Below are 23,084 nucleotides of genomic sequence, written 5' to 3' on the forward strand. Positions count from 1 at the left end.
AGAACATGAAAACATTAAACGATATGAAAATCCAGGTTTTATTTTTAAGTCTTGTTCTGGCAACGCTAACAGGCTTTGGACAACAAAGATCTAATTCCAACTTATACTTGGAAAATCGGGTTCTGATCAACCAAGCATATAGTGGTGTTGATCCGGATAAAGAGCTTTCTCTAAGCTACCGAAATCAATGGACAGGAATCAGCAATGCTCCTGTAACTACCCAGCTCAATTTTAGAGGTTCAATAAACCGACCAAATTTTGAAGCTGGCAGAAATATTCCGACCACATCAAAAACCATTTCTCAACCTATTGTGACACCTAAGAGTTTTTGGGCTTACAACGGAATGATGGTTTATGATAATGCCGGGTTATTAAATAGGTTGCAATTTTCTGCTGCAGGAGCATATCACCTTCCTGTAACCAGAAAATTGATGGTGGCATTTGCGCCTACATTAACTTACACCAATTTAAAGGTTGATGTAGATCAAATGAAACTGATTCGACCAAATGACCCGGCATATAATCAATATTTAGCTACTGGAGGTTCGAGTAACTTTCTGGGTATTGATGCCGCTTTTGTTCTTTACTCCAGAAGATTTTCTCTTGGTGTGACGGCAGAACAATTGGCATGGCTCACACTTTCCAATAATGATTTAGAGGAAGATATTGTCAATCATTTTTTTGCGACAGCTGATTACAACTTTAGAGTTTCAGACGACTGGGAAGTGCGTCCAACAATCAACGCAAAAATTGGCAAAGGTTTCCCAACCACATACGACTTTTATGCACGTGCAGATTATCGAGATACATTTTGGTTTGGAGCAGGTTATCGCACTTCTAAAATGTGGATTGCTATGCTAGGTGTTCACTTAAAAGACTCCATTCGATTTGGGTATTCTTATGACACCGGAGTCATTGATGTAAACAACATCACTAAAGGAAGCCATGAAATCTATTTATCATACACTTTTAAATAAGCCAGGCATGATCAAGTATATTACATTATTTTCAGCCGTATTATCCAGTCAGGTAGGATTCTCAAGCGGAGACAGCACATTAACTCCATTCGATACGATCTCAGAACAAAACGTGGTACAACTCCTTCAATCTAAAACTGATTCGGGAGACTATATCATGCCAGTTTCCGTAAGCCCCAAAACAGCTTACTTTACTAAAATTCAAACTTCAAAAAGTGACCGGGATGCCGATGTTACAATGGAACCATACTCCATGGAAATTTCCGAATCACTTTCTCAAGCCATCAATGAGAATAAACCACCTTATTGGAGTTCAAAAAACACCAAAACAATTATTGGAGCTTCACAAAACAATGACACCATTTATGTAATGGGCTCCAATGATGAACGCCTAAACTTCCAACAAGGACTTCTAAGAATTCATAAAGAATCAGTAGGATGGTCAAAACCTGAAAAGTTAAAAATCAAATGGTTCAAACCCACCTCATGGAATTATGGGATGTCTATGCATTCATCGGGTGATATTCTGTTGATATATCAAAAATCAGTGATCTCAGATGACTTTGAAATTTTTGTTTCGTTTAGAGAAGCTCCTAAAGTATATGGGAAACCAATTAAGTTAGAATGCATCTGTACCACAAATGATGAAATTACGCCCTATCTAAGTGAAGACAAAAAAAGATTGTATTTCGCTTCGAATGGACATGCTGCAGATTCAACTTCGAATAACTATGACCTTTTCGTTTCTCAGGTTTTAAATGATGACTTTTCATTACTTTCTAAACCGGAAAGATTACCGGAACATATCAATCTAGAAAAGTCTTTTGAAGCATACATTTCTGAAATCGATTCAAATCATATCATCTTTTCATCCGATCGTGATGGCAAAGGAATGCGCTTGTACACCACAAGAATCACACGCGGATATGTAAAACCGGCTCCAATAATTGAAGAAGTCATTCCTGAGCCGGAACCAGTTGTTGTGGAAGAAATCATTCCAGAACCCATTCCGGAAGAACCTAAAAAAATCGTTTTAAGTAGTGAAGAACTCAATTTTGGTTCTAATCAAGCCAATGTTTCGCAAGAGGCTATAAAACAATTAAACGCTAATTTCCCTTTTACTCCTGAAACAGATGCCAGCACAGAATCCATTACGATTACCGGATATACAGATTCTATGGGTTCAGAAAATTACAACCTTTCCTTATCCAAAAAAAGAGCTGAAGCCATGAAAAAAGCTCTGGTAGAACTGGGTTGGAGTCCGGATAAAATCATCACTATCGGAAAAGGGGAAGCTGATCCAATTGCCGATAATGGTACGCCAGAAGGACGCGCCCAAAACAGACGAGTCGAGTTTTTAGTAAAATAAATTCATTCAACATACCCACACATAAATTGGAGATTCCACATCTCAAAAGCACCATAAATTTATGGTGCTTTTTTTATGCTTAACCCAATACGTAAAATTACCCAATTCATGATTCAGGTAATTTCACTCTAAGATTCATAGTATCAATCTTCCATATTTGTAAGGATGATTATCTCACTTTCGTCAAATTGCCACACACAGGAATATCCTACTACGAGCCTGAATATCATCACAACATGTAATTAATTATAAACCTTATAAATTTTATTCTATGGAAGGAACCATTGGAGAAATCAGAGCGTTTGGTGGCAACTTTGCTCCAAGAAATTGGGCCTTTTGCGAAGGCCAACTTCTATCCATTGCACAAAACACTGCCTTGTTTTCAATTGTAGGAACTACCTACGGAGGTGATGGAAGAACCACATTTGCTTTACCCGATTTACGGGGAAGGACCGCTATTGGACCTGGTAGAGGGCCAGGCTTATCAACCCGAAAGCTAGGGCAACGTTCGGGTCTGGAAGAATCAAGTATGAACATCTTACAGATGCCATCGCACAGTCACTTCACTAGCCCCAACTTGTCTGGGGTTGTTAAACCTAATGCTAATTCTGACACAGGAAATGATGGTATTCCTGGGCCTACATCTTATTGGGCTGAACCCAACCCGGCTACCAATATCTACAATAATGGAACGCCAGATACAACTTTAGGACCATCATCGGTAACCATTGGAGGGTCGGTCACTCTAGCAAATACTGGATCAGGGCAATCCTGGAATAATATGGAACCGTTTTTAGGTCTTTATTTTATCATCTGCATGCAGGGGGTTTTCCCATCACGTAGCTAAATCACAGTCTATTTTATTTACATTGAGGAGTTTATCCTCACAATTTCAATTAACATTAACAATTTTAAATTATATCAATCATGGAAGGAACTATTGGAGAAGTAAGAATGTTCGGAGGGAACTTTGCCCCAAGAGCATGGGCGTTTTGCGAAGGCCAACTATTATCTATTGCTCAAAATCAAGCTTTGTTTTCAATTTTGGGAACCACGTATGGTGGAGACGGACGAACCACATTTGCTTTACCGGACTTAAGAGGTAGATCACCGATTGGTCCAGGTACTGGACCAGGTCTAACCACCAGAAAACTCGGACAAAGATCTGGAACGGAAACCAATCAGTTGACACAAAACCAACTGCCTGCTCATTCACATGGAACTACTGTGAATCTTACTGGTGTTGTGGCACCGTTAGCTAATTCTGATACAGGAAATGATGGTATTCCAGGGCCTACATCTTATCCAGCTGAACCCAACCCAGGTACCAATATCTACAATACCGGAACGCCAGATACAACTTTAGGACAGTCACCTGTATCAATAACAGGAACTGTAGTAGTAGGAAATACGGGTGCGAATCAACCGATAAATAATATGCAACCGTTTCTGGGATTATATTACATTATTTGTTTACAAGGAGTTTTCCCGTCACGCAGCTAATTATATACATCATAAAAACAATTCATACCACCTGAAGCCATCATAGTATGGCTTCGGGTTCTTTATTTTATAACATATTGATAGTTCATCAGCTTTACAAAAGACCTGAAAAGAGCAAAAAAAGGGTTTAACAATAGGTAAAATCTACTGATTCAAATTGTTACACAATAGCGTCACATTGATTTTATTAGGCACATTTTTTATACTTTGCGCACGAAACCACATTCTAAAACTCAATGATGAATCATATCCTAAAACTCAATAATAGTTATGCAAACTACTAGTCAGAACAGTACAAAACAGCTAATCAATTATTTTATTGTTAGCTTGATTATCTTATTCAGCTCATTGGTCAGTTATGGGCAGACCACTTTTAACTTTGAAGGAGCCGGAGAAACGAAAACTTCGTATTCCGTGGGAACCGTTAATATAAGCGGAATCTCCTGGGAGCTGGAACATGCATTGATCGGGACCACTTCAGGCTTTGATCGATTTAATGGCGCCAGATCATTACGGATCAGACACAGAACCACACCTCCAGCAGGTAGAGCCGAAATGCAATCTGATATTGCCGGTGGTATTGGAACCATTTCTTTGGTTTATGCACAATATACTGCGGATCCAAATCCTCCGGTTATTCAAGTGCAATACAGTACTAATGGAGGTACTTCCTGGACGCAAGCAGGAACAAACATCGTAACAAGTGGAGTAAATACACTTACTGCATGGAGTGCAGCGATTAATACAACCACAGCAACACGTGTTCGGTTCATAACAATTTCAGGAGATAACAGTCGAAGAGCTAATATTGATGACATCACATTTTCGGTTCCAGTTGTTGCTACACCTCCATCCGTTTCCATCACAGCAAATAACAGCGTAAGTTGTCCGGGAGGATCAGACGGATCATTAACTGCGACAATAACAGGTGGAACTGCTAATTTTGATTATGTATGGAGTAACGCTAGTTCGACCACTAACACTTCATCTACAACAAATACAATCTCAAGCCTTGCTGCTACTACTTACACGGTCACAATAACAGATAACAACGGTTCAACTGCTACAGCAAGCGCCACAGTTTCAACGGCTGCGGATAATACGGCACCAACTATTACGGTATGTGCGTCTACTCCGGCTAATATTTCAGCAAACGGGTCTTGTCAAGGTACTGCTCCGAATTTAACAGGTTCGGTAACTGCTACTGATAATTGTACAGCTTCGCCTACTATTACACAGTCGCCTGCTTCTGGGGCTACGCTTGGTTTAGGTACTACTACAATTACTTTAACAGCTACAGATGGATCAGGTAATACGGCAACCTGTACCGTAAACCAAACCGTTGTTGACAATACAGCACCTACGATTACTGTTTGTGCTTCTACTCCTTCTAATATTTCAGCTAACGGATCTTGTCAAGGTACTGCACCAAACTTAACCGGTTCGGTAACTGCGACTGATAATTGTACAGCTTCGCCTACCATTACGCAATCTCCAGCTTCTGGGGCTACGCTTGGTTTAGGTACTACTACAATTACTTTAACAGCTACAGATGGATCAGGTAATACTGCAACCTGTACTGTAAACCAAACTGTAGTTGACAATACGGCACCTACAATCACTGTTTGTGCGTCTACTCCTTCAAATATTTCAGCTAACGGATCTTGTCAAGGTACTGCACCAAACTTAACCGGGTCTGTAACTGCGACCGATAATTGTACAGCTTCACCTACCATTACGCAATCTCCTGCTTCTGGGGCTACGCTTGGTTTAGGTACGACTACAATTACTTTAACAGCTACAGACGGGTCAGGTAATACTGCAACCTGTACTGTAAACCAAACTGTAGTTGACAATACAGCTCCTACCATTACGGTTTGTGCTTCTACTCCTTCGAACATTTCGGCTAACGGATCTTGTCAGGGTACTGCTCCGGATTTAACTGGCTCAGTAACTGCTACTGATAATTGTTCTGCTTCACCTACCATTACACAATCTCCAGCCTCTGGAGCAACACTTGGTTTAGGTACGACTACAATTACTCTGACTGCTACAGATGGATCAGGTAATACAGCAACCTGTACAGTGAACCAAACCGTTGTTGACAATACAGCTCCTACAATCACTGTTTGTGCTTCTACACCTTCTAACATTTCGGCTAACGGATCTTGTCAGGGTACTGCTCCGGATTTAACTGGCTCAGTGACTGCGACCGATAATTGTACAGCTTCGCCTACCATTACACAATCTCCAGCCTCTGGAGCAACACTTGGTTTAGGTACGACTACAATTACTCTGACAGCTACGGATGGGTCAGGTAACACTGCAACCTGTACAGTAAACCAAACCGTAGTTGACAATACAGCTCCTACGATTACTGTATGTGCATCTACACCTTCTAACATTTCGGCTAACGGGTCTTGTCAGGGTACTGCTCCGGATTTAACTGGCTCAGTAACTGCTACTGATAATTGTACAGCTTCGCCTACCATTACACAATCTCCAGCCTCTGGAGCAACACTTGGTTTAGGTACTACTACAATTACTCTGACAGCTACGGATGGGTCAGGTAACACTGCAACCTGTACAGTAAACCAAACCGTAGTTGACAATACAGCTCCTACAATCACTGTTTGTGCATCTACACCTTCTAACATTTCGGCTAACGGGTCTTGTCAGGGTACTGCTCCAGATTTAACTGGCTCAGTGACTGCGACCGATAATTGTACAGCTTCGCCTACCATTACACAATCTCCAGCTTCTGGGGCAACACTTGGTTTAGGTACGACTACAATTACTCTGACTGCTACAGATGGATCAGGTAACACTGCAACCTGTACAGTAAACCAAACCGTAGTTGACAATACAGCTCCTACGATTACGGTGTGTGCTTCTACTCCTTCAAACATTTCGGCTAACGGATCTTGTCAGGGTTCTGCTCCGGATTTAACTGGCTCAGTGACTGCGACCGATAATTGTACAGCTTCACCTACCATTACGCAATCTCCAGCTTCTGGGGCAACACTTGGTTTAGGTACGACTACAATTACTCTGACTGCTACAGATGGATCAGGTAATACAGCAACTTGTACAGTAAACCAAACCGTTGTTGACAATACAGCACCTACCATTACGGTTTGTGCTTCTACTCCTTCTAACATTTCAGCTAACGGATCTTGTCAGGGTACTGCACCGGATTTAACTGGCTCAGTGACTGCGACCGATAATTGTACCGGGTCACCTACCATTACACAATCTCCAACTTCTGGAGCAACTCTTGGTTTAGGTACTACTACGATTACTTTAACGGCTACAGATGGATCGGGTAATACGGCAACTTGTACGGTTAACCAAACCGTTGTTGACAATACGGCACCTACGATTACTATTTGTGCTTCTACACCAAGTAACCTAATTGGAAATAGTTCAGATCAAGCACCTGCTCCGGATTTAACCGGTTCAGTAACCGCTACTGATAATTGTACTGGTTCACCTACCATTACACAATCTCCAACTTCTGGAGCTACGCTTGGCTTAGGTACAACGACAATTACTTTAACAGCTACAGATGGATCGGGTAATACAGCAACCTGTACCGTAAACCAAACTGTAGTGAGTGGATATAGTGCAACAATTTCTGCACAAACAAACGTTTCTTGTAATGGTTTAGCTGATGGTTCTGCAACGGCTGCTCCGTCTGGAGGAACAACGCCATATACATATGCATGGAGTAATGGTGCCAATACAGCCACTACAACGGGACTTGCAGCTGGAACTTATACCGTAACAATTACTGAAGGAGGTACCAATACTGCAACGACCACTGTGACCATAACACAGCCTAATGCTTTAGTTGCAACAATAAGCATCGATTCAAATGTATCTTGTAATGGATTTAGCAATGGTGGAGCTACAGCTTCTGCTACGGGTGGAACTCCAACATATTCTTATGCATGGAACAACGCTGCAACTAATGCTTCTATTACCGGAGTGGTTGCAGATGCATATACCGTAACAATTACGGATGCGAACGGATGTACTGCTACAAATAGCAATACTATTACCGAACCTGCAGTTTTAGTGGCTTCAGTAGTCATCGACTCAAATGCTTCTTGTAACGGATATTCTGATGGTGGGGCTACGGCTTCTGCTACGGGTGGTACCTCTGCATATAGCTATGCCTGGTCTAATGCCGCTACTAATGCTTCAATTACCGGAGTAGTTGCTGGCACTTATACCGTAACTATTACGGATGCAAATGGATGTACCGCAACGAATAGTAATGCTGTTACTGAACCTGCAGCTTTAGTAGCTGCTACGGTTGTAGATTCCAACGCTTCTTGTAATGGATATTCAAATGGTGGAGCTACAGCTTCCGCAACAGGTGGTACCACAGCCTATAACTATTTATGGTCTAATGCTGCAACAAATGCTTCAATTACTGGAGTAGTTGCTGGTACTTATACTGTTACCATTACGGATGCAAACGGTTGTACATCAACAAGCTCATCAACCGTTACTGAACCTGCTGCTCTTGTGGCTGCCGTAGTTATTGATTCAAATGTAACCTGTAATGGTTTCTCTAATGGAGGCGCAACGTCTTCTGCTACTGGTGGTACAATGCCTTACAGCTACTTCTGGAACAACACATCTACAAATGCTTCAATCACTGGAGTTACCGCAGCGACATATACGATCACAATCACTGATGCCAAAGGGTGTACGGCTTCCAGTAATGGTACCATTACTGAACCAACTATCCTTATTGCTGCTACAGTTGTAGATTCTAATATTTCATGTAACGGCTATTCTGATGGAGGGGCGACTGCATCCGCTACGGGTGGCACAGGAGCTTACTCTTATGCATGGAACAATGGAGCGACCAACGCTTCTATTACTGGTGTGGTTGCGGGTACTTATACAGTAACTATCACCGATGCAAACGGTTGTACATCAACAAGCGCTGTTAGTATTACTGAACCTGCTGCTCTTGTGGCTGCAACAATTGTGGATTCTAACATTTCTTGTAATGGTCTTGCAGACGGTGGGGCTTCAGCATCTGCAACTGGTGGAACAATGCCTTATTCTTATGCATGGTCAAATGGTGCTAATGTGGCTTCAATTTCATCTCTTGCTGCTGGTACGTATACTATAACTGTAACCGATGCGAATGGATGTACTGCTACAAGTGCATCTACAGTTACCGAGCCTGCTGCTCTGGTAGCAGCATCAGTTGTTGATTCTAATGTATCATGTAACGGATTCGCTGATGGTGGAGCTACGGCTTCAGCTGCTGGCGGAACAATGCCTTATTCTTATGCGTGGTCAAATGGTGCTACCACAGCTTCAATTACTGGAGTTGTAGCTGGTACTTATACGGTAACTATTACGGATGCAAATGGATGTATGGACATCACTTTATCCACTGTAACTGAGCCAACTTTGTTGGTTGCCGGAACAGTAGTTGATTCTAATGTGACTTGTCACTCCGGAACAAATGGTGGTGTAACTGCCTCTGCTACGGGTGGAACCGGTGCATATTCTTACGCTTGGAGCAATGGCGCAACTACCGCTTCAATTACTGGTGTTGCTGCCGGAAACTATACCGTAACTGTAACGGATGCGAATGGATGTACTTCTTCTGCATCTACTCCGGTGACTCAACCTACAGCACTTATCGCTGCAACTGTAGTGGATTCAAATATTACTTGTAACGGTCTTTCAGACGGTGGCGCAACAGCTTCTGCTACAGGAGGTACTGGTGCATATTCTTATATGTGGAATAACGCTGCTACTACAGCATCCATTACTGGTGTGATCGCAGGAACTTATTCTGTAACTGTTACAGATGCAAATGGGTGTACCGATTCTACTTCTGTCATCATCACTGAACCTGCTGCTCTTGTCGCTAGTACAGTTGTCGATAATAATGTTTCTTGTAATGGTCTTGCAGACGGTGCGGCTACAGCTTCTGCTACTGGTGGTACTGGGGCTTATACATATACCTGGTCAACCGGTGCTACTACAGCAACTGTAACTGGTCTCGCTGCTGGTACTTATTCTGTCACTATCGTTGATGCTAACGGTTGTTCTGCAAATACTTCAATTACCATTACAGAGCCTGCAGCTCTTGTCGTTACTACAACCGTAGTTTCTAATGTATCTTGTAATGGCGTTTGTGATGGAGAAATCTCTGCCAATATCACCGGTGGATCTGCTCCATATTCATATATCTGGTCAAATGGTTCTACGGTTAATCCAATCACTAATTTATGTGCAGGTACTTATACCGTAACTGTAACAGATGCCAACGGTTGTACTGCAACAAGCACTGCTATCGTTACGGAGCCACCTGTATTAACAGTTACTACTACTTTAGATGCAAACGTTTCTTGTAATGGTCTTGCAGACGGTGCAGCTACGGCTATCGCTACCGGTGGTACTCCTTCTCATACTTTCTTATGGAATACCGGAGCGGCTACTGCTTCTGTGACTGGCCTTGCTGCTGGTACTTATACCGTAACTGTAACTGACAATAATGGTTGTACGGCTACTGCTGCACTTGTCATCACTGAACCTGCGCTTTTAGTCGCTTCTACCGTGGTAGATTCTAATGTTACTTGTTTCGGTGGAGCTGATGGTGGTTTAACTGCTTCTGCTACGGGTGGTACTACTGCTTATGTTTACGCATGGAACACTGGTGCTGCTTCTGCATCTATTACCGGACTCATGGCTGGGACGTATACCGTGACTATAACTGATGCAAATGGGTGTACAGATACCAGCTCTGCTATGGTCACTGAACCACCTCTTCTATCTGTTGATTTAGGTAACGATACTTCTGTTTGTTTTGGTGGATCATTAACTCTTGATCCTGGAGCTGGGTTTGCTTCTTACTTATGGCAAGACAACTCTACGAATCAAACTTATAATGTGGATACCTCTACTCCTGGTGTGGCAGATTACTCTGTTACTGTTACAAATAATAACGGTTGTATTGGATTCGATACCATTAATGTAACCGTATTCCAGGCTACTGGGGTCGCTATATCTGGTGCAAATGATCTTTGTGCTTATGAAATCGATACTCTAATCGCTTCTTCCGGATTTGTATCTTACATCTGGAATACCAGTGCAACGACTTCGCAAATCATCGTAGATGCGAATAGTTTGTCTCCTGGTTCACAGAATTATTCTGTAACTGCTACGGATAGCAATGGTTGTGTATCTGATGATGCTGTTTCATTCAATGTTCATAATCCTGTGGTAGTGGACTTAGGTCCGGATACTTCTATCGTTTGGGTTGATGGTGGAAATAACACTTATACATTAGATGCTGGTGCGGGTTTCAACTCTTACTTATGGAGTGATTTAACCACAAACCAAACGCTTGATGTGACATTAGCTAACATGGGAACTATTTCTGTTGTAGTCACTGATGGAAACGGATGTTACGGAGCGGATACTGTTTTTGTAGATTTCATCTTAGATGTTCCTACACTTGACAAAGCCTCTGTAAACATTTATCCGAATCCAGCTGCTGATTATTTAAACATTGACATGAAAGGTTTCAATGGTCAGGAAGTTCAGGTAATCATCACCGATATGGGTGGAAAACATGTGATCAACAACATCTTAAAAGTAAATGGAAATCAAACTTCTACTTTAGATGTTTCAAATCTTCCTACGGGTACTTATTTCATCCAAATCCAGGCTGAAAACCAAAAAGTGGTAAAACACATCGTAATCAGATAGATTTAAATTTTAAATATCTTCATAAAAAGGCGGCCTTTGGGTCGCCTTTTTTATTTCCCAACAACAACTTGCAAAACACTAATAACAAACTATTTAAAAATCAAAATGATTTTATTTATGTACTTCTCCACATTAAATAGTAATAAATCGTTTTAATTTGTAGTCGCTATACAACATACGTAATTACGAAATCTCCACACAATCACGTAGTTTATGAATACTAGAAATCTTATTGTATTTGTTTTTACCTTTTTCTTTATTACAAATACATATTCCCAGGAAACCACATTCAGCTTATCAGACATAGAAGATTCCATCCTACTGGAAAAATTTGATGTCGCTCAAAAAATGATTCAGGGTAATGACACCTCTGAATACATGCAGGTGCTAAATAGAATCAGTAAACAAAACGCATCTAATTTAGACTACGTTAAGTATATCGCCAAGATGCAAAACAAGGTCAACAGCAACTTTGACGGAATTGTCGCTTTTATTGATCGTAATGTTACGGTTCCACAAAATGATTCTGTGGACTATAATTATGTGAAGTTAATTTGGGTAAAGCTCACTACGTTGACAAACACCAACAAGTTAGAACAAGCAAATACAGAACACCAAAAACTAGAACAATACATTGCACAATTTGATCCGAATCAAAGAAATACAAAACGTGCGCAAATTCTAGCAAGTACTTACCCGATTACTCTGTATATCATTCAAGAAAACATCGAAGAGGGCAAAAAACTGTGCCTGGAAAATCAAAAAACAGCAACCGAGATTAAGGATACCAACCTAATCATCAACTCCCTGTATTATCTGAGCGAATTTTTGATCTTCGAAAGAAATCTGGATGAATATATCCGAGTAAGCGAATATGCCTACGAACTAGATCAATTGCAATATGAAAAAAGTGCTTTTTATATTGGTAACATGATGCATTTGGCGGATGCCTATATCTTTAAAGGAGTTTCGGGGTCTAAAATATTACCACTACTAAATGAACTTTATCAGATACCAAATAGCCGTTTAGGAACTTATTCCTATTTCATTAAATATCTGGGAACAATAGAAATTCCTTCACCAGAAAGTGATTCTATCTTTAATGCTTTCCAAAGTGAAAACCTCATTCAATTTTGTGAGCATGCGGCTCAACAATCAGAAGGTAAACTGGACAATGTAGAGTTTTATCATTTATTGAATGAAATCTCTAACACACTCGCTAGATTTGGCCATTATCAAGCTGCATTGGATTTCAAAGACCAGTGTATTTACATCACCAAACAGAATTACTCTCAGGATTTATCGAAGTCATTGGCACAATATGAGACCAATCTCTTAAAACAAAAACAGGAACTGGAATTAGAAAACGAAAAACAAAAAACAGAAATGTATTTTGTGATCACACTTCTGGTTGGAGTTTTATTTGCTATCGCCATCATTGCTATTGTTATGATGCGCAAAAAGGAACGTCTGCTCAAAACTAAAAACGAAGAAATCACCAGACAAAGAGACGATATTCAAAAGAAAGAAGAAGAAAAAGCCACTCTTCTTAAAGAAATTCACCATCGGGTTAAAAATAACTTCCAGGTCATTTCTAGTCTATTGGAACTTCAATCCTCAGGAATCGAGGACAAAAAAGCCTTAGAATTGGCACAGGAAGGAAAAAACAGAATTAACTCTATGGCGTTGATTCACAAAAAACTATATGAAAACGATGATCTCATCATGTTCTTTGATGAGTATCTGGTGAAACTCGTGAATGATCTAACTGAGATGTATGGCAAAAAAGATCAACTCAAAATTCAAACCGATATCCCGCATATTGCTTTCGACATTGATACCGCTATCCCTCTTGGACTTATTGTAAATGAGCTGGTCACTAATGCATTAAAATACGGAACCGGAAATAACACACCCGAATTATCCGTATCCATTGAAAAAGATCAAAACGAAACATATACTTTACATGTTCAGGATAATGGTGCTGGAATTCCGGATCATTTAAACATCAAACAATTAAGAAGTTTAGGTTTGCAATTGGTTCAGGGTCTATCCAAACAACTTCAGGGAAGTTTTGAGTTTATCAATCAAAATGGCGCACACTTTATTGTAACGTTTAAAGATACATATACCAGATCTCTAACCGATTAAAAGCTTATAGTTATGGGGAAAATAAAAGTTTTGATTGTTGAAGATGAAATGATTATTTCAAACAATATTAAATTTTCTTTAATGGATAATGGTTACGAAATCTCAGAACAGGCCATTAACTATACCGAAGCCATCGCGGCTATTGAAAATGAAGTTCCGGATATCGCACTTTTAGACATCCAACTATCTGGAAAAAAGAGTGGCATCGAACTCGGAGCTGAAATCAATAAACGCTTTAAATTCCCTTTTATCTTTTTGACATCAAATGCAGATAGCCAAACAGTAAATAAAGCCAAAAGCGTAGAGCCTGCCGCTTATCTGATCAAGCCTTTTAGTAGTGTAGAATTGTCTACCTCTATTGAAATTGCGTTATACAATTTCTCTAAGCGGAATGAAAAAGCACTGAATCAGGAAAATCTGGTCATTAAAGATTCTCTGTTTATCAAAAAGAACAAAAACTTTATTCGAATTGACTTTAAAGATATCCTCTTTATCAAAAGTGATCATATTTATATCGAGATTGAAATGGTTGATGGAACGCAACACGTCATTCGTGGAAGCCTGAACGAATATATCAACAAACTATCCGGGAACTTCTTTAGATGTCATCGAAGTTATATTGTAAACCTGGATTACATGCAAACTGTAACTCATAATGAACTCATTATTTTAGAAAAAACGATTCCATTAGGAAAACGTCATAGAGAAGAACTCTTAACGGTAATTAATAAATCCTAACTGTTTCTTTCGATTTTCTCACATCACTTTTTTACAGCCCTACAACACGAATCCGCAACCTGAGAACATTTATTTTGCCCACTTTGGAGGTGTCATTTCTTTGCATTTAAAACCATACTAATACTGTATAAGAAATGAAACTTTTTAGATTTCGAACCGCATTTTTAATAGGGGCCTTGATTGCGTTATCTGGCAATCTGGCGTTTTCACAAATAACCGTAACATCCCAATACTGGACTGCCGGTTGGGGGCCTGCTGGAATTGGAGGACCTGAACCAGCTGGTTTAGACACCGCTAAACTGCCTTTAGTTCCAGAACGTTTCGGTAGTGTCGCCATCGGAGATTTGGATGGAGATGGTGATATGGACTTTGTATCCGGGAGTAACAGAGGTCGGTTCTTCTATTTTCAAAATCAGGGTACTGTTAGTAACCCTGTATTTATAAGAACATCCGGTGCTATTCCTTCGTTAGATACCATAAAAATTGGGGTAGTTCAAAACACCAATGAAGTTAGACCCCATTTGGTTGATATTGATTCCGATGGAGATTTAGATCTTATGGTAGGATCCAGATGGAATCAAGCAGGTTTACTCAAATTAGATGATATCCATTTCTATAGAAATACCGGAACAGCTACCAGTCCTTTCTTTGCAAAAGACACGATCCCAGGACTTCAAGGACAACAAATTGGTGAATTTTCATCATTTGGATTTGGTGATTTAGACAATGATGGAGATTTAGATTTTACGGCTGGAGGTTCAGACTCTTGCACCTATTTTGAAAATGTCGGAACACCAACATCACCAAGTTTTGTAAGAGAGTTTGGTAGTTCTTCTCTTTTCCCTCCAACCCTATGGGTAGAAACAAGTTTCTTAGCTCCTACTCCTGACATGGAAGATTTTGACGGTGATGGTGATCTGGATATGTACTTTATGAACGAAGCCGGTTTTATCCGTTACATTCCTAATAATGGTACTGCTACTTCTCCAGACTTCGCTCCATACATTAGTTATCCTGCGCATTCATTTGATACTGTTGATTTTGGCGCATTTGGCGCCATGTGTTTTGAAGATATAACCGGTGATGGAATCAAGGATGTCATTGCCACGCATTGGAACCCTACCCGTTGGTATTGGTACAAGGGTGTTTCAAATGGTCCCAATCCAACGGTCACCATTGATTCTGCTATTTCTTGTAACGGACTTACAGATGCCGGGGTAACCATCACAAGCACGACCGGAGGAACTCCTCCATATACTTATTTATGGTCAACAGGCTCAACAGACACCACACTTACCGGATTAGCTCCTGGAACTTATACCGTAACAGTGACCGATAGTCTCTCAGCCACTGCTACAAAATCTATTGTCATCACTGAGCCTGCCTCATTAATTGCAGCAACGGTTATAGACTCCAATGTGACTTGTAACGGTTTCTCAAATGGTGGTGCAACAGCATCAGCCGTTGGGGGAACTACTCCTTACAACTTTGCCTGGTCAAATTCGGCAACTACAGTTTCTATTACTGGGGTTCTAGCAGGAACTTATTCGGTGACCATAACCGATGCAAATGGATGTACTGCTACAAATAGCAATACTATTACCGAACCTGCTGTTTTAATTGCATCAACCACGGTAGATTCAAATTCTACCGGAGGTTTAGCCAACGGTGGAACAACAGCTTCTGTAACCGGAGGAACCACACCTTACAATTATGCCTGGTCAAATGCAGCAACAACCGCAAGTATTACAGGTTTAGCCATGGGAACTTATACGGTAACCGTGACAGACAACAATAGTTGTACGGCTACAAGTTCTGCAACCATTAGTAGTATGTCTGCAAATACCGTTGTGGACTCCAATGTGACTTGTAACGGTTTTTCTGATGGAGGCGCCACAGCTTCTCCGTCCGGAGGAACAGCACCTTATAACTACGCCTGGTCTAACGGAGCAACAACCGCAAGCATTACAGGTGTTACAGCAAATACATATATGGTAACCATTACCGATAACAACGGCATAACTGCAACGAGCTCTGTAAACATTACAGAACCCTCTGGACTGTTGGTACAAGCAATTGTTGATTCAAATGTGACTTGTAACGGTTTCTCAAATGGTGGTGCATCTGCGGGTGCTTTATTAGGTACATTTCCTCACACTTATACATGGTCAAATGGCGCAACAACTCCTTCTATTACAGGAGTAACTGCAAATACGTATACGGTAACAGCAACAGACAACAATGGATGTACTGCAACAAATTCAGTCACCATTACGGAACCTGCTGGATTGATCTTACAGGCAATTGTTGATTCAAATGTAACATGTAATGGTTTTTCAGATGGTGGTGCATCTGCGGGGGCTTTATTAGGTACATTTCCTCACACCTACGCATGGTCAAATGGTGCGACAACCCCTTCTATTACAGGAGTAACTGCAAATACATATTCAGTAACCACAACAGACAATAACGGATGTACTGCTACAAATTCAGTCACCATTACGGAACCTGCAGGATTGATCTTACAGGCAATTGTTGATTCAAATGTAACGTGTAATGGTTTTTCAGATGGTGGTGCATCTGCAGGGGCTTTATTAGGTACATTTCCTCACACCTACACATGGTCAAATGGTGCGACAACCCCTTCTATTACAGGAGTAACCGCAAATACATATTCAGTAACCACAACAGACAACAATGGATGTACCGCTACAAATTCAGTCACCATTACAGAACCCACAGCTTTAATGGCTGCCACAGTTGTGGATAGCAATACAAGCTGTAATGGATTCTCTGATGGCGGAGCCTCTGCATCTGCTTCTGGTGGAACCACAACTTATAACTACCTATGGTCGAATGCGGCAACTAATGCGAGTATTACAGGTGTGATTGCTGGAACTTATACCATAACCGTTACTGATGCCAATGGTTGTACTTCAACCAGCTCTGCAACTATTACTGAACCTGCTGTACTTGTAGCCACTTCTATTGTAGACTCCAATGCTACATGTAATGGATTCGCAAATGGTGGTGCTACAGCTTCTGCTACTGGGGGAACTGCGCCATATAGCTATGAATGGAATAATACGGCAACTACAGCAAGTATTACAGGTATTTCTGCAGGCACCTATACCGTAACCATTACAGATGCGAATGGATGCACTTCTACAAGTTCAGCGACCGTTACCGAGCCATTAGATTTAGCATTCAACCTGACTATTAATTCACCGATCAGTTGTAATGGGGCAAATGATGCGATTGTTTCTTATGTAATTACCGGAGGAACTGCGCCATATTACAATATTTTCTCAGGAACAGATACCATGGCTACCATGGATACTGATACTGTTGGTCCTATAAATTTACCACAATATGTGATTTATGATGCCAATGGATGTTATGATACCACATCTGTACTTATTACAGAACCTACAGCTTTAGTCGCTGCAACTGTAGTTGATTCAAATGTAACTTGTAATGGATTCGCAAATGGCGGAATTACCGCTTCTGCTACTGGTGGAACCGGAGCATATACTTATGCCTGGTCGAATGCTGCGACTACTGTTTCTATCACTGGTGTGATCGCCAACACATATACCGTAACAGTCTCTGATGCAAATGGCTGCACCGATACCAGTTCTGCAACTATTACAGAACCTACAGTTTTAATGGCGACTTCTATAGTGGATTCTAACATAACTTGTAACGGATTATCTAACGGTGGTGCAAGTGCCTCAGCTACGGGTGGAACAACACCATATTCTTATGCATGGTCAAATACGGCCACCACTCCATCAATTACCGGAGTAAGTGCAGGTACTTACACAGTAACGGTAACCGATGCAAATGGGTGTACCGATTCTACTTCTGTCATCATCACTGAACCTGCGCTATTAGTCGCTTCTACCGTGGCAGATTCTAATGTCACTTGTTTCGGTGGCGCTGATGGTGGTGTAACTGCTTCTGCTTCTGGAGGTACTACAACTTATTCTTACTTGTGGAACACCGGTGCTGCTGCTGCATCTATTACCGGACTCATGGCAGGGACGTATACCGTGACTGTAACTGATGCAAATGGGTGTACAGATACCAGTTCTGCTATGGTCACTGAACCACCTCTTCTATCTGTTGATTTAGGTAACGATACTTCTGTTTGTTTTGGTGGATCATTAACTCTTGATCCTGGAGCTGGATTTGCTTCTTACTTATGGCAAGACAACTCTACTAATCAAACTTATAATGTGGATACCTCTACTCCTGGTGTGGCAGATTACTCTGTTACTGTTACAAATAATAACGGTTGTATTGGTATCGATACCATTAATGTAACCGTATTCCAGGCTACTGGGGTCGCTATATCTGGTGCAAATGATCTTTGTGCTTATGAAATCGATACTCTAATCGCTTCTTCCGGATTTGTATCTTACATCTGGAATACCAGTGCAACGACTTCGCAAATCATTGTGGATGCAAATAGTTTGTCTCCTGGTTCACAGAATTATTCTGTAACTGCTACGGATAGCAATGGTTGTGTATCTGATGATGCTGTTTCGTTCAATGTTCATAATCCTGTGGTGGTGGACTTAGGTCCGGATACTTCTATCGTTTGGGTTGATGGTGGAAATAACACTTATACTCTGGATGCTGGTGCGGGTTTCAACTCTTACTTATGGAGTGATTTAACCACAAACCAAACGCTTGATGTGACATTGACTAACATGGGAACTATTTCTGTTGTAGTCACTGATGGAAACGGATGTTACGGAGCGGATACTGTTTTTGTAGATTTCATCTTAGATGTTCCTACACTTGACAAAGCCTCTGTAAACATTTATCCGAATCCAGCTGCTGATTATTTAAACATTGACATGAAAGGTTTCAATGGTCAGGAAGTTCAGGTAATCATCACCGATATGGGTGGAAAACATGTGATCAACAACATCTTAAAAGTAAATGGAAATCAAACTTCTACTTTAGATGTTTCAAATCTCCCTACGGGTACTTATTTCATCCAAATCCAGGCTGAAAACCAAAAAGTAGTGAAACATATCGTGATTAGATAGGCATCGCATTATTTATAATCAAACAAGAAAAAGGTATCTATATAGATACCTTTTTCTGTTTCTAGATAATTTGAATCATTCACTTACATTTGAAATTCCTATGCACACATTCATTACATATTTCTCCGCAGTTATTTTGCTATTCTCTTTCGTAGGATGCAATGAAAGCACTCAAAAAAAACAAATTCAAGCACCTTCTACGCCTCAGATAAAACCGAAATTTCAGGCTTTATCTTCTGAAAAAACAAACATCCATTTCACCAATACCATTGTGAAAGAAACGGAGGAAATGAATTGCTTCAACTTCTTCAATATGTATAATGGCGGAGGGGTTGCAATTGGGGATATCAATAATGATGGGATGGCTGATATCTATTTTACCGGGAATCAGGTCGACAATAAACTTTATCTGAATATGGGTAATCTGACGTTCAAAGACATCACCTCAAAAGCACAGGTATCAGGTAAAAAAGAATGGACCACAGGAGTTACTATGGCCGATGTCAATGGTGATGGATGGTTGGATATTTATGTATGTCAATCCGGAGGGCAAAACTCTTCGGATATGAAAAACTTACTTTTCATCAATAATCAGGATCTTACATTTACGGAATCTGCTGAAAAATATGGTTTAGCAGATGCGGCAAGATCCAACCATGCCGCTTTTTTTGATTATGACCATGATGGAGATCTGGATATCTACATTTTAAATCACCCTATAGGGTTTGGAGATTACATTTCTACACGACTTCAAAAAGCAAAAAATCCATCTGATCTGGAAACCGATAAATTATTCAGAAATGACGGTAACCATTTTACAGAAGTGACCAATCAGGCAGGAATTCGAAACTACGGATTTGGCTTAAGTATTAGCCCTGCGGATTACAATAATGATGGGTGGATAGATTTGTTTATTGCCAACGATTATTCCGAACCTGATCATCTGTATATCAATAATGGAAACGGAACTTTTACGGATAGCATTCACCAGCAAATGAAACATATTTCCCAGTTTTCTATGGGAAGCAGTGCCAATGACATCAACAATGATGGCTTAACCGATCTTCTGGTTCTGGACATGATGGCCGAAGACAATAAACGGAAAAAGACCAATATGCAGGGGATGGATATTCAGGCCTTTTATACCAACTATGCTTTGGGCAGACACCTCCAATACATGCAAAATGTTTTACAACTCAACAGAGGAAATGGTCAATTTAGTGATATCGGGGAACTTGCTGGAGTTTCAAATACGGATTGGTCCTGGTCTCCATTAATTTGCGATTTGGATAATGACGGTTGGAAAGACATTTACATTACCAACGGAATCAAACGCGATTTAAGAAACAATGATTTCCAAAAATCAATCTCAAAGTATTCTTCCAAAGATATCATCCAACAATTTAAAGAACTTCAATCCCAAATGCCATCCGTACCTATTGACAACTATGTATATCAAAATAATCAGGACCTAACTTTTACGAAAAAAGAATCAAATTGGGGACTGAACTATAAAGGGTTTTCGAACGGTGCTGCCTACGCAGACTTCGATAACGATGGCGATTTGGATTTAGTAGTTAACAACATGGATACCGAAGCTTTGATTTTCGAAAACACTACAAAATCAACCAATTTCTTAAGAGTAAAACTTGAGGGGGCAGATTTAAATAAATGGGGTATCGGAGCAAAAATCACATTGATCACCGGTGACCACATGCAACATAATATATTGACCACCAATCACGGTTTTCTATCTTCTTCTGAACCTATTGCACACTTCGGACTGGGAAAAATTTCCAAAGTGGATTCTTTAATCATTGATTGGCCCAATTCAAAACAAAGCGTTTATGTAAATCCTAAAATCAATGGACTGCTCACCATTAAATATGAAGACATTCAAAATCCCAAAACACATTCGAATTCTGAGTTAAATTTTAGTTTCCAGGACATCATCTCAAAAAGTCAAATTGATTTTGTACATCAAGAAGAGTTTTACGAAGATTATGATCGTGAAATTCTTTTACCACATAGGTATTCTCAAAATGGTCCATTCATAACCGTGGGTGATGTGAACGGTGATGGACTAGAAGATTTCTTTGTGGGAGGAGCTTCCAAACAATCAGGTAAGCTCTTTATTCAAAAAGTCAATGGCTCATTTGTACAGGCTTCAAGTCAACCTTGGCAGCAACACAAAGATCAGGAAGATATGGGCGTCTCATTTATAGACATTGACAACGATCAGGATTTAGACCTATATGTAGCGAGCGGCAGTAATGAATGGCCTGAAAATAGTCCGATGTATCAAGATCGGATTTATGTGAATGACGGTCAGGGGAATTACCAACACGATCCAACCCTCCTTCCGGAAAACTTCACAAGTACTTCAGCCATTGCGGTCGCTGACTTTGATCAGGATGGAGATCAGGATATTTTTATAGGAGGTCGAATCACTCCCGGAAAGTATCCGTATACACCTAAAAGTTATTTACTCATTAATCAGAATGGAAAATTTACGGACCAAACGCAATCACTAGCACCCGAATTAAGTAATCTGGGAATGGTCACCGAAGCCATTTGGGCCGATTACGATCAGGATCAGGACTTAGACCTTGTGTTATCTGGTGAATGGATGCCGATTACTATCATGAAAAATGAATCCGGTAAACTTTCTAACATAACTCCAACAACTTCATTAAACAACTATACAGGTTGGTGGTACTCTATTGCAGTAGGTGATTTTGATAACGATGGCGACATGGACTTTATTGGAGGTAATTTAGGATTAAATTCCAAATATCAAACTCAGGATGGGCCGCTAGAAGTTTACGCTGGTGATTTGGACCACAACAACTCTCATGACATCATTTTAGGATATTACTCGGAAAATCAATGTTATCCTTTAAGAGGACGAACTTGTTCGTCACAACAAATGCCATCTATCTCCAAACGAATCCCTACATATGATGCATTTGGGAACTCCAGTTTATCAGATGTTTATGGAAAAGAATTAGATAATGCTTTCCATAAAAAAGTCAATTGGCTCGCGACTTCATATTTTGAAAATATGGGAAATGATTCGTTTGCAATTCATCAATTACCATCATTAGTGCAACTATCTGTCACTAACAAAATCATTCCATATGATTTAAATCGCGATGGAAATTTAGATCTCATCATAGGTGGAAATATGTATAGTGCAGAGATTGAAACTGCCAGACATGATGCTTCATATGGTTTGGTTCTTATAGGATCTGGTAATGGACAATTTATTCCAATTGAAAACTATGATTCTCATTTGAACTTAGATGGTGATATCAAAGACATTGATTTTATCCACGATCAAAACCAAAATATTCAAATAATCGCCACCAGAAATAACGCACCACTGCTACTGCAAAAAATATTGACAGAATAAAAGTTTAAAACACTCACATCTATTTAAAAGGGTTTTACAACAGTATTTCGATCAGTGAGAACATTTTTTTTGCTTCCAACAGGGTTCTGTTTAATCTTGTTTTAAAGTGTCAA

The 23,084-nt window shown here is 40.2% G+C and carries 9 protein-coding genes; all 9 read left to right on the plus strand.

Annotated elements, in window-relative coordinates; genetic code table 11:
• Window positions 1–5: 5 nt before the first annotated feature.
• The 9 genes from KFE94_06555 to KFE94_06595 all read left to right on the plus strand — a co-directional run bounded on the left by KFE94_06555 (window position 6) and on the right by KFE94_06595 (window position 22,971).
• The gene (locus KFE94_06555) at window positions 6–977 is read left to right on the plus strand and encodes a PorP/SprF family type IX secretion system membrane protein (protein ID UTW67767.1); all 972 of its coding nucleotides are present in this window, start codon (window positions 6–8) and stop codon (window positions 975–977) included.
• 7 nt (window positions 978–984) lie between these two features.
• Window positions 985–2,346, plus strand: a complete 1,362-nt coding sequence (locus KFE94_06560) for an OmpA family protein (protein ID UTW67768.1) — start codon at window positions 985–987, stop codon at window positions 2,344–2,346.
• A gap of 271 nt (window positions 2,347–2,617) precedes the next feature.
• Window positions 2,618–3,193, plus strand: a complete 576-nt coding sequence (locus tag KFE94_06565; GenBank protein ID UTW67769.1) for a phage tail protein — start codon at window positions 2,618–2,620, stop codon at window positions 3,191–3,193.
• A 77-nt stretch (window positions 3,194–3,270) separates the two neighbouring features.
• Entirely contained in the window at window positions 3,271–3,849 is a 579-nt protein-coding gene (locus tag KFE94_06570; protein ID UTW68227.1) for a phage tail protein, read from the plus strand.
• A gap of 270 nt (window positions 3,850–4,119) precedes the next feature.
• Window positions 4,120–11,604 carry an HYR domain-containing protein gene (locus KFE94_06575; protein UTW67770.1) on the plus strand — a complete coding sequence of 2,495 codons (7,485 nt, stop codon included), beginning with the start codon at window positions 4,120–4,122 and terminating at the stop codon, window positions 11,602–11,604.
• 213 nt (window positions 11,605–11,817) lie between these two features.
• A complete protein-coding gene (locus KFE94_06580) occupies window positions 11,818–13,755 on the plus strand; it encodes a sensor histidine kinase (GenBank protein ID UTW67771.1) in 1,938 nt (645 codons plus the stop codon).
• Between the two features lie 12 nt (window positions 13,756–13,767).
• Window positions 13,768–14,493: a response regulator gene (locus KFE94_06585; GenBank protein ID UTW67772.1), complete on the plus strand. Its 726-nt coding sequence runs from the start codon at window positions 13,768–13,770 to the stop codon at window positions 14,491–14,493.
• A gap of 134 nt (window positions 14,494–14,627) precedes the next feature.
• Window positions 14,628–19,556, plus strand: a complete 4,929-nt coding sequence (locus KFE94_06590; protein ID UTW67773.1) for a T9SS type A sorting domain-containing protein — start codon at window positions 14,628–14,630, stop codon at window positions 19,554–19,556.
• 100 nt (window positions 19,557–19,656) lie between these two features.
• The gene (locus KFE94_06595) at window positions 19,657–22,971 is read left to right on the plus strand and encodes a VCBS repeat-containing protein (GenBank protein UTW67774.1); all 3,315 of its coding nucleotides are present in this window, start codon (window positions 19,657–19,659) and stop codon (window positions 22,969–22,971) included.
• Window positions 22,972–23,084 lie beyond the last annotated feature (113 nt).

The sequence above is a fragment of the bacterium SCSIO 12643 genome (assembly GCA_024398135.1).
In the GTDB taxonomy this organism is placed as follows: domain Bacteria; phylum Bacteroidota; class Bacteroidia; order Flavobacteriales_G; family Salibacteraceae; genus CAJXZP01.